General features: G+C 63.0%; 21 protein-coding genes. 13 read left to right on the top strand and 8 right to left on the bottom strand.

Going from position 1 to position 23471, the window contains the following annotated elements:
* Positions 1-29: 29 nt before the first annotated feature.
* Positions 30-1349, top strand: a complete 1320-nt coding sequence (locus IPM12_04455) for a 1-acyl-sn-glycerol-3-phosphate acyltransferase (GenBank protein MBK9147059.1) — start codon at positions 30-32, stop codon at positions 1347-1349.
* Positions 1350-1466: 117 nt separating this feature from the next.
* Here IPM12_04455 and IPM12_04450 read toward each other — a convergent pair whose 3' ends face one another.
* The 3 genes from IPM12_04450 to IPM12_04440 form a co-directional block, all read right to left on the bottom strand.
* A complete protein-coding gene (locus tag IPM12_04450) occupies positions 1467-2225 on the bottom strand; it encodes a two pore domain potassium channel family protein (GenBank protein MBK9147058.1) in 759 nt (252 codons plus the stop codon).
* Positions 2226-2376: 151 nt separating this feature from the next.
* On the bottom strand, positions 2377-4623 hold the full coding sequence (katG, locus tag IPM12_04445) for a catalase/peroxidase HPI (protein ID MBK9147057.1): 2247 nt from the start codon (positions 4621-4623) through the stop codon (positions 2377-2379).
* Between the two features lie 122 nt (positions 4624-4745).
* Positions 4746-5144, bottom strand: coding sequence for a hypothetical protein (locus tag IPM12_04440; protein ID MBK9147056.1), 399 nt, complete (start codon positions 5142-5144; stop codon positions 4746-4748).
* Positions 5145-5252: 108 nt separating this feature from the next.
* Between IPM12_04440 and yfcC the strand changes: the two genes are divergently transcribed.
* From yfcC to hflX, 4 genes are read left to right on the top strand one after another with little or no spacing between them, the layout of a single operon-like run.
* A complete protein-coding gene (gene yfcC, locus IPM12_04435; protein MBK9147055.1) occupies positions 5253-6668 on the top strand; it encodes a putative basic amino acid antiporter YfcC in 1416 nt (471 codons plus the stop codon).
* A 45-nt stretch (positions 6669-6713) separates the two neighbouring features.
* Positions 6714-7148, top strand: a complete 435-nt coding sequence (locus tag IPM12_04430) for a hypothetical protein (GenBank protein ID MBK9147054.1) — start codon at positions 6714-6716, stop codon at positions 7146-7148.
* Positions 7145-7471, top strand: coding sequence for a cytochrome c (locus tag IPM12_04425; protein MBK9147053.1), 327 nt, complete (start codon positions 7145-7147; stop codon positions 7469-7471). The genes IPM12_04430 and IPM12_04425 overlap by 4 nt, the downstream gene beginning before the upstream one ends.
* Positions 7468-8691: a GTPase HflX gene (gene hflX, locus IPM12_04420; GenBank protein MBK9147052.1), complete on the top strand. Its 1224-nt coding sequence runs from the start codon at positions 7468-7470 to the stop codon at positions 8689-8691. The genes IPM12_04425 and hflX overlap by 4 nt, the downstream gene beginning before the upstream one ends.
* A 65-nt stretch (positions 8692-8756) precedes the next feature.
* Here hflX and IPM12_04415 read toward each other — a convergent pair whose 3' ends face one another.
* Both IPM12_04415 and IPM12_04410 read right to left on the bottom strand, forming a co-directional pair.
* Positions 8757-9845 (bottom strand): acyltransferase, encoded by a 1089-nt coding sequence (locus IPM12_04415; protein MBK9147051.1) that lies wholly within the window; start codon positions 9843-9845, stop codon positions 8757-8759.
* A 25-nt stretch (positions 9846-9870) separates the two neighbouring features.
* Positions 9871-11700, bottom strand: coding sequence for an ABC transporter ATP-binding protein (locus tag IPM12_04410; GenBank protein MBK9147050.1), 1830 nt, complete (start codon positions 11698-11700; stop codon positions 9871-9873).
* Positions 11701-11782: 82 nt separating this feature from the next.
* On the opposite strand from IPM12_04410, the gene rbfA reads away from it, so the two are divergent.
* From rbfA to IPM12_04395, 3 genes are all read left to right on the top strand, one after another.
* The gene (gene rbfA, locus IPM12_04405; protein MBK9147049.1) at positions 11783-12121 is read left to right on the top strand and encodes a 30S ribosome-binding factor RbfA; all 339 of its coding nucleotides are present in this window, start codon (positions 11783-11785) and stop codon (positions 12119-12121) included.
* 77 nt (positions 12122-12198) lie between these two features.
* Positions 12199-13017, top strand: coding sequence for a class I SAM-dependent methyltransferase (locus IPM12_04400; protein MBK9147048.1), 819 nt, complete (start codon positions 12199-12201; stop codon positions 13015-13017).
* A 750-nt stretch (positions 13018-13767) separates the two neighbouring features.
* Positions 13768-14997 (top strand): ABC transporter permease, encoded by a 1230-nt coding sequence (locus IPM12_04395; GenBank protein ID MBK9147047.1) that lies wholly within the window; start codon positions 13768-13770, stop codon positions 14995-14997.
* Here IPM12_04395 and dusB read toward each other — a convergent pair.
* Positions 14973-15965, bottom strand: a complete 993-nt coding sequence (dusB, locus tag IPM12_04390; GenBank protein ID MBK9147046.1) for a tRNA dihydrouridine synthase DusB — start codon at positions 15963-15965, stop codon at positions 14973-14975. The two genes, IPM12_04395 and dusB, sit on opposite strands and share 25 nt — an antisense overlap.
* Positions 15966-16027: 62 nt before the next feature.
* Between dusB and IPM12_04385 the strand changes: the two genes are divergently transcribed.
* Complete coding sequence (locus tag IPM12_04385; protein ID MBK9147045.1) at positions 16028-17167, top strand: cystathionine gamma-synthase; 1140 nt, start codon at positions 16028-16030, stop codon at positions 17165-17167.
* Here IPM12_04385 and IPM12_04380 read toward each other — a convergent pair.
* Entirely contained in the window at positions 17161-17559 is a 399-nt protein-coding gene (locus tag IPM12_04380) for a low affinity iron permease family protein (GenBank protein ID MBK9147044.1), read from the bottom strand. The genes IPM12_04385 and IPM12_04380 overlap by 7 nt on opposite strands.
* Before the next feature lie 63 nt (positions 17560-17622).
* Here IPM12_04380 and IPM12_04375 point away from each other — a divergent pair, with 63 nt between their 5' ends.
* Genes IPM12_04375 through IPM12_04360 form a run of 4 tightly spaced genes read left to right on the top strand, consistent with a single transcriptional unit; the run spans position 17623 to position 21585 of the window.
* A complete protein-coding gene (locus IPM12_04375; protein ID MBK9147043.1) occupies positions 17623-18513 on the top strand; it encodes a polyphosphate kinase 2 family protein in 891 nt (296 codons plus the stop codon).
* 36 nt (positions 18514-18549) lie between these two features.
* The gene (gene aspS / locus IPM12_04370) at positions 18550-20301 is read left to right on the top strand and encodes an aspartate--tRNA ligase (GenBank protein ID MBK9147042.1); all 1752 of its coding nucleotides are present in this window, start codon (positions 18550-18552) and stop codon (positions 20299-20301) included.
* Between the two features lie 11 nt (positions 20302-20312).
* Positions 20313-20792, top strand: a complete 480-nt coding sequence (locus IPM12_04365; protein MBK9147041.1) for a nucleoside deaminase — start codon at positions 20313-20315, stop codon at positions 20790-20792.
* Between the two features lie 10 nt (positions 20793-20802).
* On the top strand, positions 20803-21585 hold the full coding sequence (locus IPM12_04360) for a zinc-dependent peptidase (protein ID MBK9147040.1): 783 nt from the start codon (positions 20803-20805) through the stop codon (positions 21583-21585).
* An 88-nt stretch (positions 21586-21673) separates the two neighbouring features.
* Here the strand turns inward: IPM12_04360 and IPM12_04355 are convergent, their stop codons facing one another.
* Positions 21674-23359, bottom strand: a complete 1686-nt coding sequence (locus tag IPM12_04355; GenBank protein ID MBK9147039.1) for a Na/Pi cotransporter family protein — start codon at positions 23357-23359, stop codon at positions 21674-21676.
* Positions 23360-23471 lie beyond the last annotated feature (112 nt).

The following is a 23471-nucleotide window of genomic DNA, read 5'->3' as shown; positions in this document are numbered from 1 at the left end:
ATCCGTGGCCATTGACCAACTTCGCCTTGATGTTCTATAGGCTATTGAAGATCCTGGTGCGGATCTGCACGGCGATCTTCTTCAAGCGGATCGTGGTGACGGGCCTGGAGAAGTTGCCTGATGGCGGGCCTGCCATCATCGTGGCCAACCACCCGAACACGCTCATGGATCCCTTGCTCATCGCTGCGGCGGTGAGGCAGCGGATCGGCTTCGTGGCGAATGCTGGACTATTCCGGAACCGCGCACTCGCCGCCGTGTTCCGGTACTTCCATGTGATCCCCATCTTCCGCAAGAATGATGTGGCCCCCGGCGAGAAGCCCGACAACACGCAGGCCTTCGCGCAATGCCATCAGTACCTCGCGCAACGCGGCACCCTCCTCATCTTCCCCGAAGGGAGCAGCCACTACGAGATCAACCTGCGCGAGATCAAGACCGGCACGGCGCGCATCGCGCTCAGCTATGCAGGGCCGGGCGAGCTGCGCATCGTGCCCATCGCGCTCGACTATTCCGACGCGATCCAGTTCCGCAGCATGGTGCGCGTAACGGTGGGGCGGCCGATCTTGGCCTCAGCGCACCGCGAAGCATACGGGCGCAACGAATCCGGGGCTATTGAATCCCTGACAGCCGATATCCGGAAGGCGCTGGCCAGTAAGCTGCCATGGACCACCGGCAAGGAACAGGAGGACCTGCTCATCAAGGCGCACACCTTCTACACGACCTACGCGGCCCCTGCCGACCTGCACGAGGACGCGCAGCGATCACTCGTCGTGCGCAAGCAGCTCGCCGATGCCCTGCACCGATTGCGCGAGGCGCGTCCCGACCTGTACACGCGCATCGGTGCCCGACTGCTCGCCTTCTTCGATGCTCTGCGCTCCGATCGACTCACGCCCGGCTTCTACTCCAACGCGTTCCTGGAGAAGAATTTCCTCCTGCTGTGCATCAGCTATCTGGCGGAGCTCCTGCTGCTCGCGCCGCTTTATCTATTCGGATTGATAACGAATTACCTGCCGTACATCCTGCCCTCGCAGGTGTTCAAGGCATCGCGGCTCGACATCGAGTACAAGGCGCCGGTTCAGATGATCGTCGGCTTGATCTGCTTCCCGATATTCTATGTGCTCGAGACCTGGGCTTTCCATCAGTTCGTGGATCTGCGTGCATGGACCAATCTGCTCTTCCTGGTCGCGCTCCCGGTTGCAGGCTATGCGACCATGTGGTACTGGACCGAGGTTCAGCGTTTCGCGCGAATGCTGCGCTTCCGCTTCGTGGTGCCGGCAGCACGCAAGCACGAAATGCTCCACGAGCGCGATGCCATCCTGGAGGCCATTGCCGAGGCCCGGAAGAGCTTGTGAGCATGGGGGCTATCCGGATCGGCGGAACAGCGGAGATCCCAGGGCGCCCTACGCCTTATGCAGGAACCTGTTCATTCACTGGCGGCCCACGTCCATCGATGGGGCGTTCGGGCAAGCTCATAAAAGAACGCAGTGGCAGAGCGGGAATCGTTGCGGGCTTAGGCCTCCTCGGCGCCTATCCAAACCCTCGAAGTAGCCTTTGTTGTGGCCCAGATTGAAGAAGCTGATGAAGAGCGCGATGTAGCTCAAGTAGAACACCGACTGGATGGAGATCACCAGCTTGCCGATCCCGCTGATCGGATAGTACTCGCCGAATCCGATGGTGCTGGTGATGACGAATGACACGTACACGGCATCGGTCCAATTCATGAGCTGGAGATTCATGTACTGGCCATCCATGTGGATCACCGCGAACGCAAAAACCACTTCCAGGTAGTTGATGAAGATGAGCAACTTGGAGCGGCGGTACGAACGGGGCGAGGGCAGTGCATCGGAAGCGAAGATCAGGGTGGGGATGTACAAGAGCGTTTCCACGGTGAACCAGATCACCATCCCGAGCACCACCGGCTCGCCCCACCAGCCCAACCAGAGCACAATCACGGGAAAGACCGTCTTGAGGAGCACAAAGACCTCAACGGCCAGATCCTGATGCACCGGACCGGATCGCCAGAACGCATGCTTGATGTAAACACCCGGAAAGAGGAACTGCGATGCGGCCAGGATCAGGCGCACCAGTTTCTCGAGCCCAGCATCCTCCTCGAACGAATTGTTCCATATCGCAACCACATTCTTCCAACGCCGCTCCAAGGTGCTGTGCCGCTCACCTTCATTCATGGAGGGCTTGCCCATGAAGAGCTTGTTCACTGTTCTTCGCATGGTTCTTCAGCTCGATTCAGCTGCATGCCAGCAAGGTATGGAGGCGCTCATCGACGCAGCATGCACTTCATCAAGGCGTGGTCTATCCGCTTGAATAGCATGAAGGCGACCCGCTTGGGCCGCCTTCATCACTAGTAGGTATTCGTGCCGACTACTTCAGGTCGAAGCGGTCGAGCTCCATCACCTTCACCCAGGCCTTCACGAAGTCCTTCACGAACTTCTCCTTGGCGTCGTTCTGGGCGTACACCTCGGCGATGGCGCGCAGCTGCGAGTTGCTGCCGAAGACCAGGTCCACGCGGGTACCGGTCCACTTCAACTCACCGCTCTTGCGGTCGCGGCCCTCGTAGGTGCCGGTGTGGCCGTTGCTGAGGGCGGTCCATGTGGTGCCCATGTCGAGCAGGTTCAGGAAGAAGTCGTTGGTAAGCTGCCCCACCTTGGTGGTGAAGACGCCGTGCTTGCTGCCGCCGGTGTTGGCACCGAGCACGCGCAGGCCGCCCACGAGCACCGTCATTTCCGGTGCGCTCAGGGTGAGCAGTTGGGCGCGGTCCACGAGCATCTCTTCCGCAGGGATGCTGTAGAGCTTCTTCTGGTAATTGCGGAAGCCGTCGGCCTGGGGCTCCATCACGGCGAAGCTCTCCACATCGGTCTGCTCCTGGCTGGCATCGCCACGGCCGCTGGTGAAGGGCACGGCAACGTTGAAGCCCGCATCCTTGGCGGCCTTCTCCACGGCAGCGCTACCGCCCAGAACGATCAGATCGGCGATGGACACCTGCTTGCCGTTAGCCTTGCACTCGGCCTGGATCTTCTCCAGCGCGCTCAGCACCTTGCCCAGCTGCGCGGGGTCGTTCACCTCCCAGAACTTCTGCGGTGCCAGACGCACGCGCGCGCCGTTGGCGCCACCGCGCTTATCGCTGCCGCGGAAGGTGGAAGCGCTCGCCCACGCTGTTGCGACCAGCTCACTCACGCTGAGGCCGCTCGCGAGGATCTTGCTCTTCAATGCGGTCACGTCGGCATCCGTGAGCTTGGTGCCGGCGGGAATCGGGTCCTGCCAGATGAGGTCCTCCTTCGGCACTTCGGGACCGAGGTAGAGGCTCTTGGGGCCCATGTCGCGGTGCGTGAGCTTGAACCAAGCGCGGGCGAAGGCGTCGGCGAAGGCCTGCGGGTCCTTGTGGAAACGGCGGCTGATCGGCTCGTAGTTGGGATCGAAGCGCAGTGAGAGATCCGCCGTGGTCATCGCAGGGCGATGCTTCACGTTGGGGTCGTGCGCATCGGGGATCATGTGCTCGGGCTTCACATCCTTGGCCAGCCATTGCCAGCCGCCGGCGGGGCTCTTCACCAATTCCCATTCGTAGCCGAAGAGCATGTCGAAGTAGCCGTTGTCCCACTTCGTCGGGTTCGGCTTCCAAGCACCTTCGAGTCCGCTGGTGATGGTGTCCTTGCCCTTGCCGCTGCCGAATTTGTTCGCCCAGCCAAAGCCTTGTGCTTCGATCGGCGCACCCTCGGGAGCAGGGCCCACGTTCGAATCGGGCGCGGCGCCGTGCATCTTGCCGAAGGTGTGACCGCCGGCAGTGAGGGCCACGGTCTCCTCATCGTTCATCGCCATGCGCTTGAAGGTCTCGCGCACATCCTTGCCGCTGGCTACCGGATCGGGATTGCCATCAGGTCCTTGCGGGTTCACATAGATGAGGCCCATCTGCACGGCAGCGAGCGGCGCTTCCAGATCGCGGTTGCCGCTGTATCGGCTGTTGGGCTTGTCGCTGGTGGCGAGCCACTCACCCTCGCTGCCCCAGTAGATGTCCTCCTCAGGTGCCCAGATGTCCTCGCGGCCACCACCGAAGCCGAAGGTCTTGAAGCCCATCGATTCGAGGGCCACGTTGCCCGCGAGGATGTACAGATCGGCCCAGCTGAGGCTGTTGCCGTACTTCTGCTTCACGGGCCATAGCAGGCGGCGGGCCTTGTCCAGGTTGCCGTTGTCGGGCCAGCTGTTGAGCGGGGCGAAGCGCTGATTGCCGTTGCCGGCGCCGCCGCGGCCATCGGCCGTGCGATAGGTGCCCGCCGCGTGCCAGGCCATACGGATCATGAGGCCGCCGTAGTGCCCCCAGTCGGCCGGCCACCACTCCTGCGAGTCAGTCATCAGCTTGGTGAGGTCGGCCTTCACCGCCTTGAGGTCGAGCTTGGAGAAGGCCGCGCGGTAGTTGAAGTCGGGGTCAAGCGGGTTGCTCACCGATTGATGCTGGTGCAGGATGCCCAAGTCGAGCTGCTCGGGCCACCAGTCCTTGTTGCGGCGGCCACGGCCGGCCACCGGGAGAGCTTGCGCGCCGTGCATCACGGGGCATTTGCCTTCGGACTTTGGATTCACGCCCTCGAGCGGAGCGCTGTGGTGATGTTCGTGTGCCATGGAGCTTGATTGGATTATGGGAGCGCGAAGTTGCGACATCAAAAGGCCGACCCGACTGACCGGTGACAGCAGTCACGATCGCGGACAAGCCCCGGCTCGGAAAAGCCGCCCGTACGCCTGCCTCAGGGCAATCGTGTGCCGATGGAGCCCCACCATGGATGCACTTCGTACTTCAGGCGGCCTGCTTTCACGAAGGGGTCCTTCAGCAACTGCTCCTCCACTTCTTCGCGCGTCTCGCAATCGTAGAGCAGCAAGCCGCGCCAACCCGAATCATTCTTGCCGAATGGCCCCGCCATGACGATGAGGCCCCGCTTACCCTGCGCATCCTGATGCGCGAGATGCTCTGCCTGCAAGTTGGCTGCGGTGAGGCTGTCAAGCGCAGGTCCATCACCTTTGGTGTATAGCACGAACCAATACTGCTTCATGTGGTAGGTGCTATCGGCGATCGTGACATCGAAGGTCCGCTGCGCGAGGGAGGGCATGGCCGCAGCGAGCAGCAGGAGAAGGAGGAGGTGGCGCATGTTGATCTACGTTGCAGCGCGCAAGGTCGGCAACGGATCGGATGAACGCGTCATCGTTCGGGCCCTGATGCATCTGGCCAATCCCCGCCATCCGCCTACTTTGGCCGCATGTCTGCACCTGCAAGTCCATCGCGCAAGGCGCCCGATGCGCTTCTGATCATCGCCGCTGTCCTCGCCTTGGCCGTGGCCTGCACCTGGCTGGTGCCCGCAGGCTCCTTCGAACGGGTAGAAGTGCAGACCGAAGCGGGCACCCGCACGGCCGTAGTGCCCGGCACCTACCACGCCGTGGATGCCACGCCGGTGCCCTGGTACGGCTTCTTCACCGCTCCGGTGAAAGGCTTCACGGACCACCAGGCGGCCATGATCATCGCGTTCGTGCTATTGATCGGCGGCGCCTTCGCTGTGTTGAACGCGACGGGCGCGATTGATGCCGGGCTGTATCGCGTGCTGCGCTGGGCCCGTGAGCATCCCGCTCGCAAGCGGCTGGTGATCCCCATGCTCATGCTCGCCTTCAGCATCGGCGGCAACACCTTCGGCATGGCCGAGGAAGTGCTGGTCTTCCTGATGATCACCATCCCGCTGGCGCGCAGCATGGGCTGGGATCCGGTGGTGGGCGTGGCCATCCCCTTCCTGGGGTCGGGCGTGGGCTTCGCGGGGGCGGCCTTCAACCCGTTCACGGTGGGCATCGCGCAGGGCCTGAGCGAACTTCCACTCTTCAGCGGCTGGGAGTTCCGCATGGTCCAATGGGCCGTACTCACGCTGATCGCGATCGTGTTCGTGATGCGTTACGCGGCGCGGATCGAGAAGGACCCGAAGGCCGGATTGCTTCATGGTCGCGCGGACACCGGGGCCGAAGCGGGCGAATTGGGAGAACGGCCCTTGACCAATCGGCGCATCGCGGTGCTGGTGCTGTTCGCCCTCACCATCGTCGCGCTCATCGTTGGGGTGAACAAGTACGATTGGTACATCGAGGAGATCGCAGGGCTCTTCATCGGCATGGGCGCGCTGGCGGCGATCATCGGCGGCATCGGGGCCGAGAAGGCGGCCAAGAGCTTCGTGGCGGGCGCGCGCGACATGGTGGGCGCGGCCATGCTCATCGGCCTGAGCCGCAGCGTGCTTCTGGTGATGCAGGAAGGCCAGGTGGTGGACACGGTGCTGCACGGCATGAGCTCCGCTATCAGCGGGCTGCCGTCCGTGATCTCGGCCCAGCTCATGTTCTTCGTGCAGTTCGCGATCAACTTCTTCGTGCCCAGCGGCAGCGGCCAGGCCGCGCTCACCATGCCGGTGATGACCCCCTTGGCGGATCTGCTGCACATCCCTCGGCAATCTGCCGTGATCGCCTACCAGCTCGGCGATGGCCTCTGCAACTTCATCATCCCCACGAGCGGCGTCACCATGGGCATCCTGGAGATCGCCGGCATCCCATTCAACCTCTGGCTCAAATGGATCTGGAAGCTCATGGTCGCTCTTGTCGTGGCGGGCATGGCTTTCCTCGCTGCCAGCGCTGTTGTCTTCGCCGGGTAAGCGCTGCCATCGCGCCTACCTTCGGCCCCGCAATACCGCACGGTCATGATCTTCGTTCACAGCCTGCTCCGTTACATCGTGATCCTCATGGTCCTGGTCGCCTTTCTGGTGAACCTGCGCGGCTGGCTGATGCAGCGGCCCATCATCATCTGGGAGCGCATGGCCACCATCTGGGCCATGATCACCTGCCACATCCAGCTCGTGTTCGGTATCGTGCTTTATGCCACCAACGCCGCAGCCTTCCACAGCAAGGATGCCGGCGCCTGGCAGAACTACATCATGCACGTCCACATCGGCAGCATGGTGCTCGCCATCGCGCTGGTCACGGCTGGCCGCATGATGAGCAAGCGGGCCCAGGATGAGCGGCGGAAGCAGATGCTCATCGCCATTCCATATGGCATTGCCCTGGCGCTGATGCTCTACGCTACGCCCTGGCCGCTCACGGAGATCGGCCGCACCTTCGGCAAGGGTTGGCTATGATCCGCGCAGCATCCTTCATCTCACCATTGGTGCTGTTCGCGATTGCCTGCGGCAATGCGATGGCCCCTTCGCCGGCCGATGCCGAAGTGGCGCCCAAAGGCGCACAGGTCTATAAGATGCACTGCGAGCTCTGCCACGGCGCCAATGGGAAGTTGGGCTTCAATGAAGCCAAGGACTTGACCGCATCGGTGCTGAGCCGCGCTGAGATGATCGCGCAGGTGACCAACGGCAAGGGCAAGATGATGCCCTATAGGAACGTGCTCACGGCCAAGGAGATCGAGGCGGTGGTGGACTACACGCGCACGCTGGGAAAGGCGAGATGATCGAATCGCTCGAGATCGCTGGCAAGGCCGAGAAGGCGGTGCTCGTGGGGCTGATCACCGACGCGCAATCGCCCGAGCAGGTGAAGGAGTACCTCGATGAGCTCGAGTTCCTGGCCACCACCGCGAACATCACCACGCTGAAGCGCTTCACCCAGCGCCTGCACACGCCCGATGGCCGCTCGTACATCGGCAGCGGCAAGCTCACGGAGGTGAAGGAGTGGATGGAGGCCAACGGCGCGGATTGCGTGATCTTCGACGATGAGCTCACGCCGGCGCAGCAGCGCAACCTGGAGAAGGCCATCGCAAAGCCGGTGCTCGACCGGCCGCGTTTGATCCTGGACATCTTCGCCCGAAGGGCCCGCAGCGCGCATGCCAAGAAGCAGGTGGAGCTGGCGCAGTACGAGTACATGCTGCCGCGCCTCACCAAATTGTGGACGCACCTGGAGCGCCAGCGCGGCGGCACCGGCACCCGCGGCGGCGCCGGCGAAAAGGAGATCGAGACCGACCGGCGCCTGATCCGCGACCGCATCGCGCTGCTCAAAGGCCAGCTCAAGGACATCGACAAGCAGATGGCCACCCAGCGCGGCAACCGCGGCAAGCTGGTTCGCGTGGCGGTGGTAGGATACACGAACGTCGGCAAGAGCACCCTGATGACCGTGCTGAGCAAGAGCGCCGTCTTCGCCGAGAACAAGCTCTTCGCCACCCTCGATACCACCGTGCGCAAGGTGGTGCTCGGCAACCTGCCTTTCCTGCTCAGCGATACCGTGGGCTTCATCCGCAAGCTGCCGCATCAGCTCATCGAGAGCTTCAAGAGCACCCTTGACGAGACCCGCGAGGCCGACCTGCTGCTGCACGTGGTGGACATCAGCCACCACAACTTCGAGGAACAGTACGAGACCGTGAAGCAGACCCTGAACGAGATCGGCGCAGGCGACAAACCTGTGATCGTGATCTTCAACAAGATCGACGCGTACCAGCCTGCGCCCCACGACCCGGACGACCTCGCCCCGAAGCGCGTGGAGCAATTCACGCTGGAAGAGCTCAAAGCCACGTGGATCGCGCGCATGACGCATGAAGAGTGCATCTTCATCAGCGCAGCCGACCGCACCAACATCGATGGTCTGCGCAAGCTCCTGTACGAGCGCGTGAAGGCGCTGCACATCGCGCGCTATCCTTATGAAAGCGACCTGCTCTTCAAGGACGAGTACTTGGAGGGTTGAGGGTTGCAGGTTGATTCGAGGTTGAGGGTTGAGCGATACGCATCTCCCCTGAACCCGCCCCTCACTCATCCTGCAGCACCCAACCTCAAGCTGATCCCATCGCGAAGCGCCATGAATCGTCGCTCCCAGAAGCGGTACACGAGCCAGCTCAATGCGATGCAGGCGATCCAGTACAGCAGCAACGGAAGCAAGAGACCTGCTTCGCGCTCCACCGCGAACCAGCGGTTGAAGACATAACGCATGGGCTGATGCACGAGGTAGAGCGCATAGCTCACGAGGCTGATGAAGACGATGGCACCGCCCCAGCGCGGTGCGCGCGACCATGTGGATAACACGGGGAGAAGCAGCGACATGGATAGCGCATTCAACGTGAAGTAATGCGTGCTGCTGAAGGCGAGCCGATCCGCGCCATAGGCCACCGCGCACCCGAGCATGCCCCCCATGCCAACGATCGCCAGCGGCCAACGCACTTGCCCCCACCCCGAAGGGAATCGCGCATGCAGCCACGCGGCGAGGATGCCCCAACCGATGGCATCGAGACGCGTGATCGCCAGCTTGCGCAAGCCCTGCTCCATGTGCCAAAGCGTGGGTGCTTCGGGCGCCAATTGGAATCGCACGAGCATCGGTGCGACGATGAAAAGCAGCGCCAGCTGCAGGTACGCGCGCCGTGCCGCAACGCCCGTGAGCGCGATCGCGCTGAAGAGCAGGACCGGGAAGAGCAGGTAGAACCACTCCTCGACCACCAGCGACCACGACTCCCAGAAGAAGAGGTCCACCGGCCTATAGAGGTTCTGCAGGAAGACCGCGTAGATCCACGTATTGTGATTGATGATGCCGCCGGAGAAACCAGCGAGGACCAACGCGATGTTCACCGCCAGGAAGAGGTAGTAGTTGGGCAACGTGCGCAGCCATCGGCGCTGCCAGAAATCGAGCAGGCGGAGGTGCCAAGGCGCCCCATCCATGGCCGCGTAGCGCAGTAGGATGCCGCCGATCAGGTAACCGCTGAGCACGAAGAAAAGGTCCACCCCATCGATGTGAGGCGGCAGCGCAATGCCCGGAACGGCCGCCCGCAGCACATCGGCGCTGTGCCAGAACACCACCAGCAGGATCGCCGTGGCGCGCATGAGGTCGAGGCCGAAGACGCGGGATTGCATCGGGGTGAAAGTACCCGTGCGCCCCTCAATCAAAAGCCTGCATATCGCAGAGCCTCCGGTAGTGCCCGCCCTTGGCAAAAAGCTCCGCGTGCGTGCCGCGCTCCACGATGGCGCCTTCCACGATCACGCAGATCTCGTCGCAATGCTGGATGGTGCTGAGGCGGTGCGCGATCACCAGGCTCGTGCGGCCCTCCATCATCTTGAAGAGCGCATCCTGAACCAACCGCTCGCTCTCGGTATCCAAGGCACTGGTCGCCTCGTCGAGGATGAGGATGGGCGGATTCTTCAGCACCGCGCGCGCGATGGCCAGGCGCTGCTTCTGACCGCCGCTGAGCCGGTTGCCCATGTCGCCGATCATGGTCTGGTAGCCGTTCTCGAGCTTCACGATGAACTCATGCGCATTGGCCACCCGAGCCGCGCGCTCGATGTCGGCCATGCTCATGCCCGGCTGTCCGAAGGCGATGTTCGCCGCCACGGTGTCGTTGAAGAGGATGCTGTCCTGCGTGACGATGCCCATGAGCGCGCGCAGGTCCTGGATCCTGAGGTCCCGCACATCGACGCCATCGATGAGCACCTGCCCTCCGGTGGCATCATAGAAGCGCGGCAGCAATCCGGCCAAGGTGCTCTTGCCGCCGCCACTGGTGCCCACGAGCGCCACGCTGCGGCCCTTCGGTATCGATAAGTCGATCGTTCGCAGCACGGCTTTCTCGTCGTACGCGAACTGCACGGCGTGGAACTCCACGCGCTCATTGAACGCGGTGATGGCCCTCGCATCGGGCTTCTCCTTCACGCTGTTCTCGATCGCGAGGAGCTCGAAGATCCGCTCCGCGCTGGCGCCGCCCTTCTTGATCCAATAGTAGCCCGTGGTGAACCCCTTCGCTGGCGCGAGCAGCTGGCTGAAGAGGATGATGTAGCCGATGAACTCGCCGCCGGAGAGCGTGGCGTTCTCACCGATCACGAGCTGTCCGCCGAAGTACACGAGCACAACCATCACCAGCGCGCCCAGGAACTCACTGAGCGGTGAGGCCATGTCGCGCCGGCGCAGCGTGAACACGTTCAGCTTGTTCAGCATCTCGTTCTCGCGGCGGAAGCGGCGGCGCATCTGCTCCTCGCCATTGAAGGCCTTCACCACCCGCATGCCCGTGAGCGTCTCCTCCACGGTGCTCAGCAGATCGGCGGCCTTCTGCTGCGCGCGCAGGCCCTCCTTGCGCAGGCTCTTGCCCACCCGGCCGATCAGCAGCCCGCTCACCGGGAGCAGCAGCAGCGCGATGAGCGTGAGCTGCCACGAGATGCCGATCATCAGCGCCAGCGAGAGCAGGATCGTGATCGGCTCACGGAACACCATCTCGATGTAGTTCATGATGCTGAACTCCACTTCCTGCACGTCGTTGGTGATGCGCGCGATGGTGTTGCCCTTGCGCTCTCCGGTGTGGAAGCGCATGGGCAGGTCGAGGATCTTGTCGTACACCTCGTTGCGCAGGTCGCGCACGGCGCGGTTGCGCAGGATGCCGATGGCCCAGAGCGCGAAGTAGCGCGTGAGGTTCTTCAGCAGGAAGCAGCCCGCCACCACCACACAGATGAAGACCAACCCGCCCATCTGCCCATGCTCCTGGATGTAGGCGGCCATGCGCCAGTTGAACAGGTCCGGCAGCCGCTTCATGCCTTCGATGCTCAGGTCTACCACTGGGCGCGCAGAAGGTGGAGGCGTTTGCCCGAAGAGGAGGTTGAGGAACGGGATGAAGACCAGCAGTGAACCCAGGTGGAACACCGTGCTCACCAGGTTGAAGGCCACATTGAGCACCGCATAGCGCCGGTAGGGCCGGGCATAACGGAGGATGCGGAAGAAGTTGCGCATGCTGCGCGGCGAATGTAGGTGGGCGTGTGGGCGCGCATGGCTCCGTGCGACGGGCCATGCACGACAGGTACATTCGCCGCCGATGGATAGCCTGAGACAGAACAAGGTGAACAGCCTGCTCCTAAAGGAGATGGCAGCGGTATTCCAGCAGGAAGGGCGGTCACTGCTCCCCGGCGGCCTGATCACGGTCACGGGCGTGCGCTGCAGCCCTGATCTCGGCGTGGCCAAAGTGTACTTGAGCCTGTTCCCGGTGAAGGACAAGTCCGAGGTGATGGGGCGCATCAAGGAGCAGAGCCACCGGTTGCGCGGGGTGCTCGGCGGCCGCATCGGCAAGCAGATGCGCGTGGTGCCGGAGCTGCTCTTCTACCTGGATGATTCGCTGGACCGGGCGGAGGCCATCGATAAGTTATTGAAGGGTTGAAAAGGTTGGGGGTTGAACGCTTCCTCTATGCGCAACCCTCAACCATCGCCAACCCAACCCTCAACCTTCTTTGAGAAATGCAGTATGACCCCGTCAAGCGCCGCCTCGGTGTGGTGTTCAACCGCACCCCAGCGCTGCGCAAGCTCTTCTACCAGCTGCTCGACCTGCTGCTCCTTCGCTGCTGGCACATCCAGCGCGAGCTGCGCTCGTGGATCGCGAAGCGGGTAGCGGATGGCAAGCCGATCACCGCCATCTACGATGCCGGTGCGGGCTTCGGGCAATACAGTTATTGGCTCAGCGGCAAGCTGCCGAATGCCGCCATCACCGCCATCGATGTGAAGGACGAGCAGGTGGCGGATTGCAACGCTTTCTTCCAGCGCATCGGAAGACCGCTGGTGAAGTTCGAGGTGGGCGATGTGACCAAGTTCACCAAGCCGAACACGTTCGACCTGGTGGTGTGCGTGGACGTGATGGAGCATATCCTGGAGGACGAAGCTGCGCTGCGCTGCTACAGCACCTCCTTGAAAGAGGGCGGCATGCTCATCATCAGCACGCCCAGCGACCAAGGCGGCAGCGATGTGCATGAAGAAGGCGAAGGCTCCTTCATCGAAGAGCATGTACGCGACGGCTACAACATCGACGATATCCGTGCGAAGGCACTGCGCAATGGCTTCAGGGCGGTGGAGGCGCGCTACAGCTACGGCTCACCGGGCAAGATCAGCTGGAAGCTGAGCATGAAGTGGCCGCTGCTGATGCTCGGCGTGAGCAAGGCCTTCTTCATCGTGCTGCCCTTCTACTACCTGCTGGCCTACCCTATCGCCTTCGTGCTGAACATGGCCGATGTGCGCATGACGCACAGCACGGGGACGGGACTGGTGGTGAAGGCGTGGAAGTGAAGGGTCTCACTCTTCCAAGGCGCTCTCCTGCCTTTCGCATCCCGCAGAGCCGTTTCGTCTCGTGGCAGCAACTGATAGGCGACAATCCCAATCACTTGCTCGGTCCAAAGCGGCGATAGGTGTCTATCCGAATGGTCCTTGATGTCCACGAGACCCTGGTAGTAGCGCAAGGCCCCTCGCCAGCGCGTTTAGCAATCGCTATGGATGCCTGGGCCGCAAGACCCGATATCGATAGCGCAAAAGCCGAGGTCCTTGGACTGCGAACTCAGTTAGGGACCGCTCGATGAACGCAGAGGTCTTGGGTGAACCAGCCCTGTTGCGCAGCAAGGTACCCGAACTGGAAGCCCCCGCCCAGCTGCATGCGCCAAGCATCAAGCTCCACCGACATTGGCAGCGATATGTAGCCCAGCCTGCGTTCTACCGACCTGTACATAGCGCCTCGGAGCCAATACTCATCACGACCACTGATGCACGTCCAATGGATGCCCGTCGCGAAATGCAGTGGCCCGCTGATAGCGTGACGAACCTGGAGCCCCGCCGACCAGCTTGGGCCGAAGAGGACCTTCTGAAACTCGCCTCTGCTCGCCACCGGCATGAGGTCGGTGGGCATACGGCCCAGACCCGCACCGCCGAATACGAAACCTCCGCCCATTGCGCACTGCCATGGCGGGATCAGGGCAAGAGAAAGCAGGTGACCTCATGGCACAGGTGTTGCGCTCGTCGAAGTTATGCGGCAACGATCTTCACGCCGTGAACCTCCCCCTCCTCTTCGCCCGGCGCTACCTGCTGGCCAAGCGCAGCACCAACGCGATCAACGTGATCACGTGGATCAGCATCGTGGTGATCGCGGTGGTCACCGGCGCCATGGTGGTGGTGATGAGCGCCATGAACGGCATCGCCGAGCTGGTGGACAAAATCTATTCGCCCTTCGACCTCGACATCACCATCACGCCAGCCGAGGGGAAGACGCTGGCGCGCGACTCCATCGACCTGGGCGCCCTGCTCGCGCGCGCCGATGTGGAGCAGGCCAGCTTCACCATCGAGGAGAACGTGCTGCTGCGCTGCGGCGACCAGCAGGCCGTGGCCACCCTGAAGGGCGTGGAGCCGCAATACCTCGGCATGTCCGACATGCAGCGGTATCTCTTCACCGGCAAAGCCGTGCTGGAGGGCGCAACCGGCCCAATGGCCATCCTAGGGCTCGCGCTGAAGGCCGACCTCGGCGTGCCGCTGGACGATGGCGTGTTCCAGCCATTGGAGATCAGCGCTCCCATCCGCGGCCGCAAGCTCAGCAAGTACAAGCAGGCCGCCTTCGAGCAAGCTGCCGTGGGGCTCAGCGGCTCCTTCAGCATGAACATGGAGTACGACAGCAAGTACGCCGTGGTGCCTCTGGAACTCGCCGCCGAACTGCTGCACTACGACAGCGCCGCCAGCGCCCTGGAACTGAAGCTGAAGCCCCAGGCGGACATGGACCGCGCGGCGCGAGAGATCGCCGCAGCGCTTGGGCCGCGCTACACCGTGAAGACCCGCTACCAGAAGAACGCGCTGATGTACCAGACCAATGCCACGGAGAAGCTCGTGGCGTTCGTGGTGCTCGCCTTCATCGGATTGATCGGCGCGTTCAACGTGATCGCCTCGCTCACCATGATGATGATCGAGAAGAAGGAGGACATGCGCACGCTGATGAGCATGGGTGCCGAAGCGAGCACGGTGCGCCGCATCTTCCTGCACGAGGGCTTGCTCATCGTCTTCGCGGGCGCTGCGGTCGGCATCGTGCTCGGCGTGGGCATCGTGCTGGCGCAGCAGCGCTTCGCCTTCGTGGAAATGGCTGAGGCGATGACCGATTCGTTCCCGGTGAAGCTCGTGGGCGGCGACCTGCTGCTGATCACGGCCACGGTGCTCGCCATCGGCCTGCTGGCCACCTGGGTGCCGCTGCGCGCGCTGAGCCGGAGGTTCCTCTATGCCACGGCGGCAAGGGTGTAGGTCGAGATCACCTCATCAAGGATCTCCTCGATCACCACCGGGTCCTTCTCCGTGCACAAGCGCAATCGCACTTCCTTCACATTCGGCAGGCCCTTCAGGTAGTTGCCATAGTGGCGTCGCATCTCCACCACGCCTTCCCAAGCGCCCTTCCAAGCAAGTGATGCGCGCAGGTGCTGGCGCGCGGCTTCCACGCGATCGGTGATCGTGGGCTGGGCCCGATGCGTGCCTTTGGCGATGTAATGCTTGATCTCGTTGAAGATCCACGGGTGGCCGATGCTCGCGCGGCCGATCATCACGCCATCCACGCCGTAGCGGTTGCGCTGCTCAACGGCCTTCTCCGGCGAGTCGATATCGCCGTTGCCGAAGATGGGGATGCGCATGCGCGGGTTGTTCTTCACAGCACCGATGAGCGTCCAATCCGCAGGGCCCTTGTACAGCTGCGCGCGCGTGCGGCCATGGATGCTCAGCGCTTGGATGCCCACATCCTGCAAGCGCTCCGCGACTTCGATGATGTTCTTGCTCTTGTCGTCCCAGCCGAGGCGCGTCTTCACGGTAACGGGCAGCTTCACGGCCTTCACCACCTTCTCGGTGAGGCGCACCATCTTATCGATGTCGAGCAGCAGGCAGGCGCCGGCGCCCTTGCTCACCACCTTGTGCACGGGGCAGCCGTAGTTGATGTCGATGAGGTCGGGCTTGGCGGCCTCGGCGATGCGCGCGGCTTCTTCCATCGCGTCCTCGCTCCCACCGAAGAGCTGGATGCCGATGGGCCGCTCAGCCTCGAAGATGTCGAGCTTCTTGAGGCCCTTAGCCGCCTGGCGGATGAGGCCCTCGCTGCTGATGAACTCGGTGAACATCAGATCAGCGCCGTGCTGCTTGCACAGCGCGCGGAAAGGCGGGTCGCTCACGTCCTCCATGGGCGCGAGCAGCAAGGGGAATTCCGGCAGGGTGATGGGGCCGATGCGCGGCATGCCGCGAAAGTACGGGGGTGCGTTCGGGGAGGCGTCTACCTTCGCCGCCCTTATCACGCACCATGAAATTCGGCACGAAAGCCATCCACGCCGGCGTGGAGCCCGACCCCACAACGGGCGCCATCATGACGCCCATCTACCAGACCAGCACGTACGTGCAGGCAGCGCCGGGCGATCACAAGGGCTACGAGTACAGCCGCACGCACAACCCTACGCGCACCGCTTTGCAGAACGCGCTGGCCGCTCTCGAGAACGGCACGCATGGCCTCTGCTTCAGCAGTGGCATGGCCAGCATCGATGCCATCATCAAACTACTGAAGCCCGGCGATGAGGTGGTCAGCACCAACGACCTCTACGGCGGCACCTATCGGTTGTTCACCAAGATCTTCGAGGGCTTCGGCGTGAAGTTCAGGTTCGTGGACATGGGCGACCTGAAGAACGTGGAAACCGCGATGTCCACGAACACGAAGCTCATCTGGGCCGAGACGCCCACCAATCCGCTGCTGCGCATCATCGACATCGCTGGCCTGAGCGCCATCGCGAAGAAGCACGGCTGCCTGCTCGGCATCGACAACACCTTCGCCAGCCCCTACCTGCAAACGCCCATCGACCTCGGCGCGGACATCGTGATGCACAGCGTGACGAAGTACCTCGGCGGTCACAGCGATGTGGTGATGGGCGCATTGGTGGTGAAGGATGCCAGCCTCGCCGAGCGCCTCGCCTTCATCCAGAACAGCAGCGGCGCCACGCCCGGTCCGCAGGATTGTTTCCTCGTGCTGCGCGGCCTGAAGACCCTGCACCTGCGCATGCAGCGCCACTGCGAGAACGGCAAGGTCGTGGCAGAGTTCCTCGTGAAACACTCCAAGGTGGACAAGGTGTATTGGCCCGGCTTCGCCACGCATGCGAACCATGCCGTGGCTGCGAAGCAGATGCGCGGCTTCGGTGGCATGATCAGCTTCACGCTCAAGGGCGACAACATGGCCGATGCCACGCGCGTGCTCAGCAGCACCAGGCTCTTCTCGTTGGCCGAGAGCCTCGGCGGCGTGGAGTCCTTATCCGGTCATCCGGCGAGCATGACGCACGCCAGCATCCCGCGCGAAGAGAGACTGAAGAATGGACTCGCGGACACCCTGATCCGGCTGAGCGTTGGCTTGGAGGATGCCGATGACCTGATTGCCGATCTGGAGCAGGCGCTTCACTGAGCGGAATCCGCATTTTGATCCTCCCGCTCCTTGCGGGCCAGTGCCAGGTAGATGGCCTTGATCCGCACAAGATCCTCTTCATCGAGCTCCTCCAGGTCGAGCAGCGCATTGTTCGCCTCCTTCTGCACGCGGATCAGCTCATCGAGCTTGATCTGCAGCGCCTCCGTATCGCGGTTCTGGGTGTTCTGGATCAAGAACACCATTAGGAAGGTGAGGATGGTGGTGCCCGTATTGATCACCAACTGCCAAGTGTCGCTGTACCCGAACAACGGCCCGGTTACCGCCCATGAGATGATGAGCCCGAGGGCGAGGATGAAGGTGAGGGGCCTTCCCGTGAAGAGCGAGACCCGCTTCGCGAAGCGCGTGAAAGGAGAATGGACGATGTGGACCATGGTGCGGTTGTGAGCCGTGAAGATCGGGAACCATCCCTTCGCGGCGACCTAGATTCGGGCGCGATGAAAAACCTCCTGCACGACCCCCGCTTCACCGTGAATGCCCGTGGCGGGTTCAGTATCAAGAACCACTTCTGCGACCTCCCGAAAGAGGCCGATAAGAAGGTGCTGAAAGAGCGGCTGGATAAAGACCGGACCCGCATCGCGGAGCTGCAGGAGGTGCTCTACGCAGCTGGCCAGCATGCCGTGCTGCTCATCTTCCAGGCCATGGATGCCGCCGGCAAGGACAGCTGCATCCGCCACGTGATGAGCGGCGTGAACCCCCAAGGTGTGCGCGTGTGGAGCTTCAAGGCGCCGAGCTCCCTGGAGCGCAGCCACGATTTCCTCTGGCGCCATTCACAAGCGGTGCCCGAGCGCGGCCACATCGGCATACACAACCGCAGCCACTACGAAGAGGTGCTGGTGACGCGCGTGCACCCGGAGTTCATCCTTGGGCAAAGCATACCGGGCATCGCATCGGTGAAGGACATCGATGCCGCCTTCTGGGAATCGCGCTATGCCGCCATCCGGGCCTGGGAGAAGCAGCTGGCCGAAAGCGGAACGGTGATCATGAAGTTCTACCTGCATATGAGCCGCACGGCTCAGAAGGAGCGCTTCCTCGATCGCATCGACGACCCGGCGAAGAACTGGAAGTTCAATCCCGGCGACGTGAAGGAGCGCGGGCACTGGGATGCCTACAGGCACGCTTATGAGCAGGCCATCGGTGCCACCGCCGCACCGCATGCCCCTTGGTACATCGTTCCCGCCGATGACCAATGGGAGACCCGAGCCATTGTCGGCCGATTGGTGCGCGAGCAGCTGGAGGTGCTGGACCTGAAGCGCCCGGAGCCCCCAGTGGAGACCCTGGCCCAGCTGCAGGAAGCCCGCGCTGCGCTAATGGCCGAAAAGGACTGAGCCGCGCCGGATACCTTCGCGGGCCTTCGACGAACCATGTACCGTACGCACACCTGTGGCGAACTCCGCCTCGCCGACGCCGGAAAGACCGTGACCCTCGCAGGATGGGTGCAACGCTCACGCGATCTGGGCGGACTCACGTTCACGGACCTCCGCGATCGCTTCGGCGTCACGCAGCTCAGCTTCAACATGGAGCGCGATGCTTCCCTGTGCGAAGCCGCGCGCGAACTGGGCCGTGAATTCGTGGTGCAGGTAACCGGCAGCGTGAAGGAGCGGGAGAACAAGAACCCCAACATGCCCACGGGAGAGATCGAGCTGGTCGTCACCGGGCTGAAAGTGCTGAACAGTGCGCAGACCCCGCCCTTCACCATCGAAGAAGAAACCGATGGCGGCGATGAGCTGCGCGCCAGGTACCGCTACCTGGACCTGCGCCGCGCCAACGTGCGACGCAATTTCGAGTTACGCCACCGCATGGCCATCGAAGTGCGCAACTACCTCAGCGCGCAGCAATTCCTCGAAGTTGAAACGCCCGTGCTGATCAAGAGCACGCCGGAAGGCGCGCGCGACTTCGTGGTGCCCAGCCGCATGCATCAGGGCGAGTTCTACGCACTGCCGCAGAGCCCGCAGACCTTCAAGCAATTGCTGATGGTGGCCGGCTTCGACCGCTACTTCCAGATCGTGAAGTGCTTCCGCGACGAGGACCTGCGCCAGGACCGTCAGCCGGAGTTCACGCAGATCGATTGCGAGATGGCCTTCGTGGAACAGGAGGACATCCTGAACACCTTCGAGGGCATGGCCAAGCACCTGTTCAAGGCCATCCATAAGGTGGGATTCGATGGCCCCTTCCCGCGCATGAGCTTCGATGAGGCGATGCGCAATTACGGATGCGACAAGCCCGACCTGCGTTTCGGCATGCGCTTCCACGAACTGAACGACCTCACGAAAGACGCGGGCTTCAAGGTCTTCGATGAAGCGGAACTCGTCGTTGGCATCAACACCGAAGGGTGCGCTGCATGGAGCCGCAAGCAGACCGACGCGCTCATCGACTTCGTGAAGCGCCCGCAGATCGGTGCCTCGGGCATCGTGTTCGTGAAGTGGACCGAAGAAGGCTTGAAGAGCACAGTGGACAAGTTCTACACGCCCGAGCACCTGCAACGCTGGGCCGAACGCTTCGGCATGAAGCAAGGCGACCTCCTCTGCATCATGGCGGGCAATGCCGACAAGACCCGCAAGCAACTGAACGAATTGCGCCTGCATCTGGGCGAGCTGCTCGGCCTGCGCGATCCCAAGGTGTACAAGCCGCTCTGGGTGGTGGACTTTCCGCTGCTGGAGCAGGACGAAGAGACAGGGCGCTGGCATGCCATGCACCACCCTTTCACCGCACCGAAGCCTGAGGACGCGCAGAAACTATTCGACCAGCGCGACCTCGGCAGCGTGCGCGCCAACGCCTACGACCTGGTGATCAACGGCACCGAGATCGGCGGCGGCAGCATCCGCATTCATGACCGCACCATGCAAGAAGCCATGTTCCGAGTGCTCGGCTTCACCGATGAGGAGGCCCGTTACAAATTCGGCTTCCTCATGGATGCCTTCGAGTTCGGGGCCCCCCCGCACGGTGGCGCGGCCTTCGGCTTCGACCGCTGGGTGAGCCTCTTCGGACACCGCACGGATATCCGTGAGTTCATCGCCTTCCCGAAGAACAACGCCGGGCGCGATGTGATGATTGACGCGCCGAGCCGGATCGATGACATCCAATTGAAGGAGCTGGGGATCGAGGTGAAGTCCTGACATTCGCTGTCATGGACCCTAATGACGAGCGCTTCCTCCGCGAAGCCATCGCCCTTGCCCGCGCCGGCATGGACCGCAACGAAGGCGGCCCCTTTGGATGCGTGATCGTGAAGGACGGCGAGATCATCGGGCGCGGCAACAACAAGGTCACCAGCAGCAACGACCCCACGGCGCACGCCGAGGTGGTAGCCATCCGCGAAGCGTGCCAAGCGATTGGCTCCTTCCAGCTCGAAGGCTGCACGCTCTACACCAGCTGCGAGCCCTGCCCCATGTGCCTGGGCGCCATCTACTGGGCGCGCCCCGATCGCATCGTGTTCGCCGCAACGCGCGCCGATGCGGCCGATGCGGGCTTCGACGACCAGCTGATCTACGACGAGCTGCCGTTGCCACCGGAGCAGCGCCGGATCTCAACCTTGGCACAGGTGCTGCGCGAAGAGGCGCGCGCTGTGTTCGCCGCCTGGAAATCGAAGGCCGACAAGACCGCCTATTGATCGATCCGAGATGGCGACCCGCCTGCTCGACATCATCGGCACCGTTGCCACGGTGGCTGCGGCGTTTGGGCTGAACAGCCTGCTGCGGCGCATGATGAAGCGGTCGCCCGGCCAAGGGCTGTCCGCGCCGCACAAGGCCATCCTCGCCAAGTACGCCATCCACTACCAGCGGCTCGATGACGCCGGGAAGCATCGCATGGAGCGCATCACCGCGGCCTTTATGCACGAGAAGGATTGGGTCGGCGCGGGCATCACCGTGGCCGAGGAGATGAAGGTGATGATCAGCGCCTGCGCCGCGCAGCTGCTCATGGGCTTCCCGGACCTGGTACTGCGGCACTTCGAGCGCATCGTCGTGTATCCGGACACCTACCGATCGCCGAAGAGCGGCCGCATGCACCAAGGGGAGGTGCGTCCCCGACCGGGCATCATCATCATCAGCTGGGAGGACTTCGTGCATGGCTATGCGCACAGCCGCGACGCGCACAACGTGGGCCTGCATGAGCTGGCGCACGCGCTCTGGTTCGAGGACATGATCGAGAACAGCGAGCACAACTTCCTGGACCGACGGCTCCTCTCCATGTGGAACCGCCTAGCCAGCGAGCATGTGTCACGCATCAAACGCCAGGAGCCGCACTTCTTCCGCGACTATGCGGGCACCAACCAGGCGGAATTCTTCGCGGTGGCCGTGGAGTACTTCTTCGAGCTGCCGCTGGATTTCAGGAAGGCCGAGCCTGAGTTGTATGCGACCCTGTCCGCCATGCTGAAGCAGGATCCCGCTGTCGCTCCACCATGAGCACTTTAAGCGCCCATCCTGCAGCCTCTCGCAGCCACATGAACGGCGCAATGGCCCCGCGCTGCAGCACTCGTCAGGCCGGCTTGGATCACATCTCGCCCGCGAGCGCCTCGCTTACATTGATCAGGTGGTCACCCACCTTCTCGCAACTGCTGAACAAGTCGTGGTACACCAGGCCGCTGCGCACATTGTAGTCGCCTCCCTCGATGCTGCGCCAGTGCTTGAGCCGGAGCTGGTCGCGCATGGCATTGATCCGCTGCTCCGCCTCCACGGCCGCATCGAGGCGAACAGCCTCCTGCTCCGCATCGAGGTTGGCGATCATCACCTCGAATGCCTGATCGAGCAACTCGAGCATGGAGAGCAGGTCCTGGCGCTGCTCTGGGGAGAACCAGAGCTTATCGTCGAGCTTGCGCTCCATCGATTTGCTCATCTGGAAGAATATGTCGCCCACGCGCTCCAGATCGCCCACGATGCTGAGCATGCCCCGGATCCGCCCGCTGAGCTCTTCATTGCGCGCTTCGGTGCTGGTCTTCGTGAGGTACTTGCCCACCTCCACCTCGATACGGTCAGTGATCTGCTCGTAACGCTCCAAGCGCTGCATGAGGCGGTCTCGCGCGATGGGGTCGCGCGCGGTGAGCAGCTGGCGAGTCATGCCCAGCATCTCATGCGTGAGCTTGCCGAAGCGCGCGATCTCGCGGCGCGCTTCGATCAGCGAGACCTCCGGGGAGAGCGGGATGTCGGCATCGAGGTACTCCAGCCGGAACTCCTCATCGAGCTGGGTGCGCGCGGGCACCATCCAGGTGACGATGCGCTCGAGCATGGGCACGAAGCTCACCAGGAGCAGGGTGTTGGCCACGTTGAACCCGATGTGCAGGGCGGTGAGGGCCCACTTGATGGACGAAGGCTCGTTGTAGGGCGATGCGCCGAACTGCCAGGTGATGAGGGCGTCGATGGCGTCGAGGGTGGGCCTGAACAGGAGCAGGGCCCATGAAACGCCGATGAGGTTGAAGAGCAGGTGCGCGCGTGCCGTGCGCTTGGCCCAGGCGCTGGCCACCAGCGCGGCGATGTTGGCCGTGAGGGTGGTGCCGATGTTCTCGCCCAGCACCAGGGCGGCGGCCATGTCGTAGCCGATGGTGCCGTTCTCGCAGAGCACGAGCGTGAGTGCGATGGAGGCGCTGGAGCTCTGGATCACGGCTGAGAGGGCTGCGCCGACGGCCACGAAGAACAGCACCGATAGCAGGCCACGGTCGCTGAGGCCGTGCAGGAAGCTGAGCGCCTCCGCCGATGGGGCGGGCACTGATTGCTTGAGGAACTCGATGCCCAGGAAGAGCAGGGCAACGCCCATGAAGAACTCCGCGCCGGCACGTGCCCGCGGTGACTTGATGAAGAGCAGCGGGAAGGCGATGCCGATGATCGGGATGGCGAACCTGGTGATGCTCAGGTCCGCGAAGACCGCCCAGCTGAAGAGGACCGCTTTGATGGTGGTGCCGATGTTGGCGCCCATGATCACGCTGATGGCCTGGCGCACACTGAGCAGGCCCGCATTCACGAAGCCCACCACCATTACCGTGGCGGCGCTGCTGCTCTGGATCACCGCCGTGCTCACCAATCCGGTCAGCACGCCTCGGAAACGGTTCGCCGTCATGCTCGAGAGCACGTTGCGCATGCGGCGGCCGGCCACCTTCTGCAAGCCCTCGCTCATCACCTTCATGCCGTAGATGAACAGGCCAAGCGACCCGGCAAGGGTGAGGATCTCAATCAATCCGAACGGCATGTGGCGTGAGCGTGCGGCAAGCTACCGGCGCCTTGTTGCGGCAAGGTTAATTCACCGGCTGAAGGCGATGCGATGCACAGGCCCGGGTGATGCACGAGTAAACTTGCGCGAT

The organism is Flavobacteriales bacterium, from assembly GCA_016716605.1.
Taxonomy (GTDB): domain Bacteria; phylum Bacteroidota; class Bacteroidia; order Flavobacteriales_F; family PHOS-HE28; genus PHOS-HE28.
This window is presented reverse-complemented; position numbering and strand designations above follow the sequence as displayed.

Bases quoted from the DNA above. Each gene is read 5' to 3' on its own strand.
- IPM12_04400 (MBK9147048.1), top strand. From the start codon at position 12,199: ATGCAGTATGACCCCGTCAAGCGCCGCCTCGGTGTGGTGTTCAACCGC.
- IPM12_04455 (MBK9147059.1), top strand. From the start codon at position 30: ATGTTCTATAGGCTATTGAAGATCCTGGTGCGGATCTGCACGGCGATC.
- katG (MBK9147057.1), bottom strand. From the start codon at position 4,623: ATGGCACACGAACATCACCACAGCGCTCCGCTCGAGGGCGTGAATCCA.
- IPM12_04440 (MBK9147056.1), bottom strand. From the start codon at position 5,144: ATGCGCCACCTCCTCCTTCTCCTGCTGCTCGCTGCGGCCATGCCCTCC.
- IPM12_04360 (MBK9147040.1), top strand. From the start codon at position 20,803: ATGGCGACCCGCCTGCTCGACATCATCGGCACCGTTGCCACGGTGGCT.
- IPM12_04385 (MBK9147045.1), top strand. From the start codon at position 16,028: ATGAAATTCGGCACGAAAGCCATCCACGCCGGCGTGGAGCCCGACCCC.
- yfcC (MBK9147055.1), top strand. From the start codon at position 5,253: ATGTCTGCACCTGCAAGTCCATCGCGCAAGGCGCCCGATGCGCTTCTG.
- IPM12_04430 (MBK9147054.1), top strand. From the start codon at position 6,714: ATGATCTTCGTTCACAGCCTGCTCCGTTACATCGTGATCCTCATGGTC.
- IPM12_04425 (MBK9147053.1), top strand. From the start codon at position 7,145: ATGATCCGCGCAGCATCCTTCATCTCACCATTGGTGCTGTTCGCGATT.
- rbfA (MBK9147049.1), top strand. From the start codon at position 11,783: ATGGATAGCCTGAGACAGAACAAGGTGAACAGCCTGCTCCTAAAGGAG.
- IPM12_04415 (MBK9147051.1), bottom strand. From the start codon at position 9,845: ATGCAATCCCGCGTCTTCGGCCTCGACCTCATGCGCGCCACGGCGATC.
- dusB (MBK9147046.1), bottom strand. From the start codon at position 15,965: ATGCCGCGCATCGGCCCCATCACCCTGCCGGAATTCCCCTTGCTGCTC.
- IPM12_04450 (MBK9147058.1), bottom strand. From the start codon at position 2,225: ATGCGAAGAACAGTGAACAAGCTCTTCATGGGCAAGCCCTCCATGAAT.
- IPM12_04410 (MBK9147050.1), bottom strand. From the start codon at position 11,700: ATGCGCAACTTCTTCCGCATCCTCCGTTATGCCCGGCCCTACCGGCGC.
- IPM12_04380 (MBK9147044.1), bottom strand. From the start codon at position 17,559: ATGGTCCACATCGTCCATTCTCCTTTCACGCGCTTCGCGAAGCGGGTC.
- hflX (MBK9147052.1), top strand. From the start codon at position 7,468: ATGATCGAATCGCTCGAGATCGCTGGCAAGGCCGAGAAGGCGGTGCTC.
- IPM12_04355 (MBK9147039.1), bottom strand. From the start codon at position 23,359: ATGCCGTTCGGATTGATTGAGATCCTCACCCTTGCCGGGTCGCTTGGC.
- IPM12_04365 (MBK9147041.1), top strand. From the start codon at position 20,313: ATGGACCCTAATGACGAGCGCTTCCTCCGCGAAGCCATCGCCCTTGCC.
- IPM12_04375 (MBK9147043.1), top strand. From the start codon at position 17,623: ATGAAAAACCTCCTGCACGACCCCCGCTTCACCGTGAATGCCCGTGGC.
- aspS (MBK9147042.1), top strand. From the start codon at position 18,550: ATGTACCGTACGCACACCTGTGGCGAACTCCGCCTCGCCGACGCCGGA.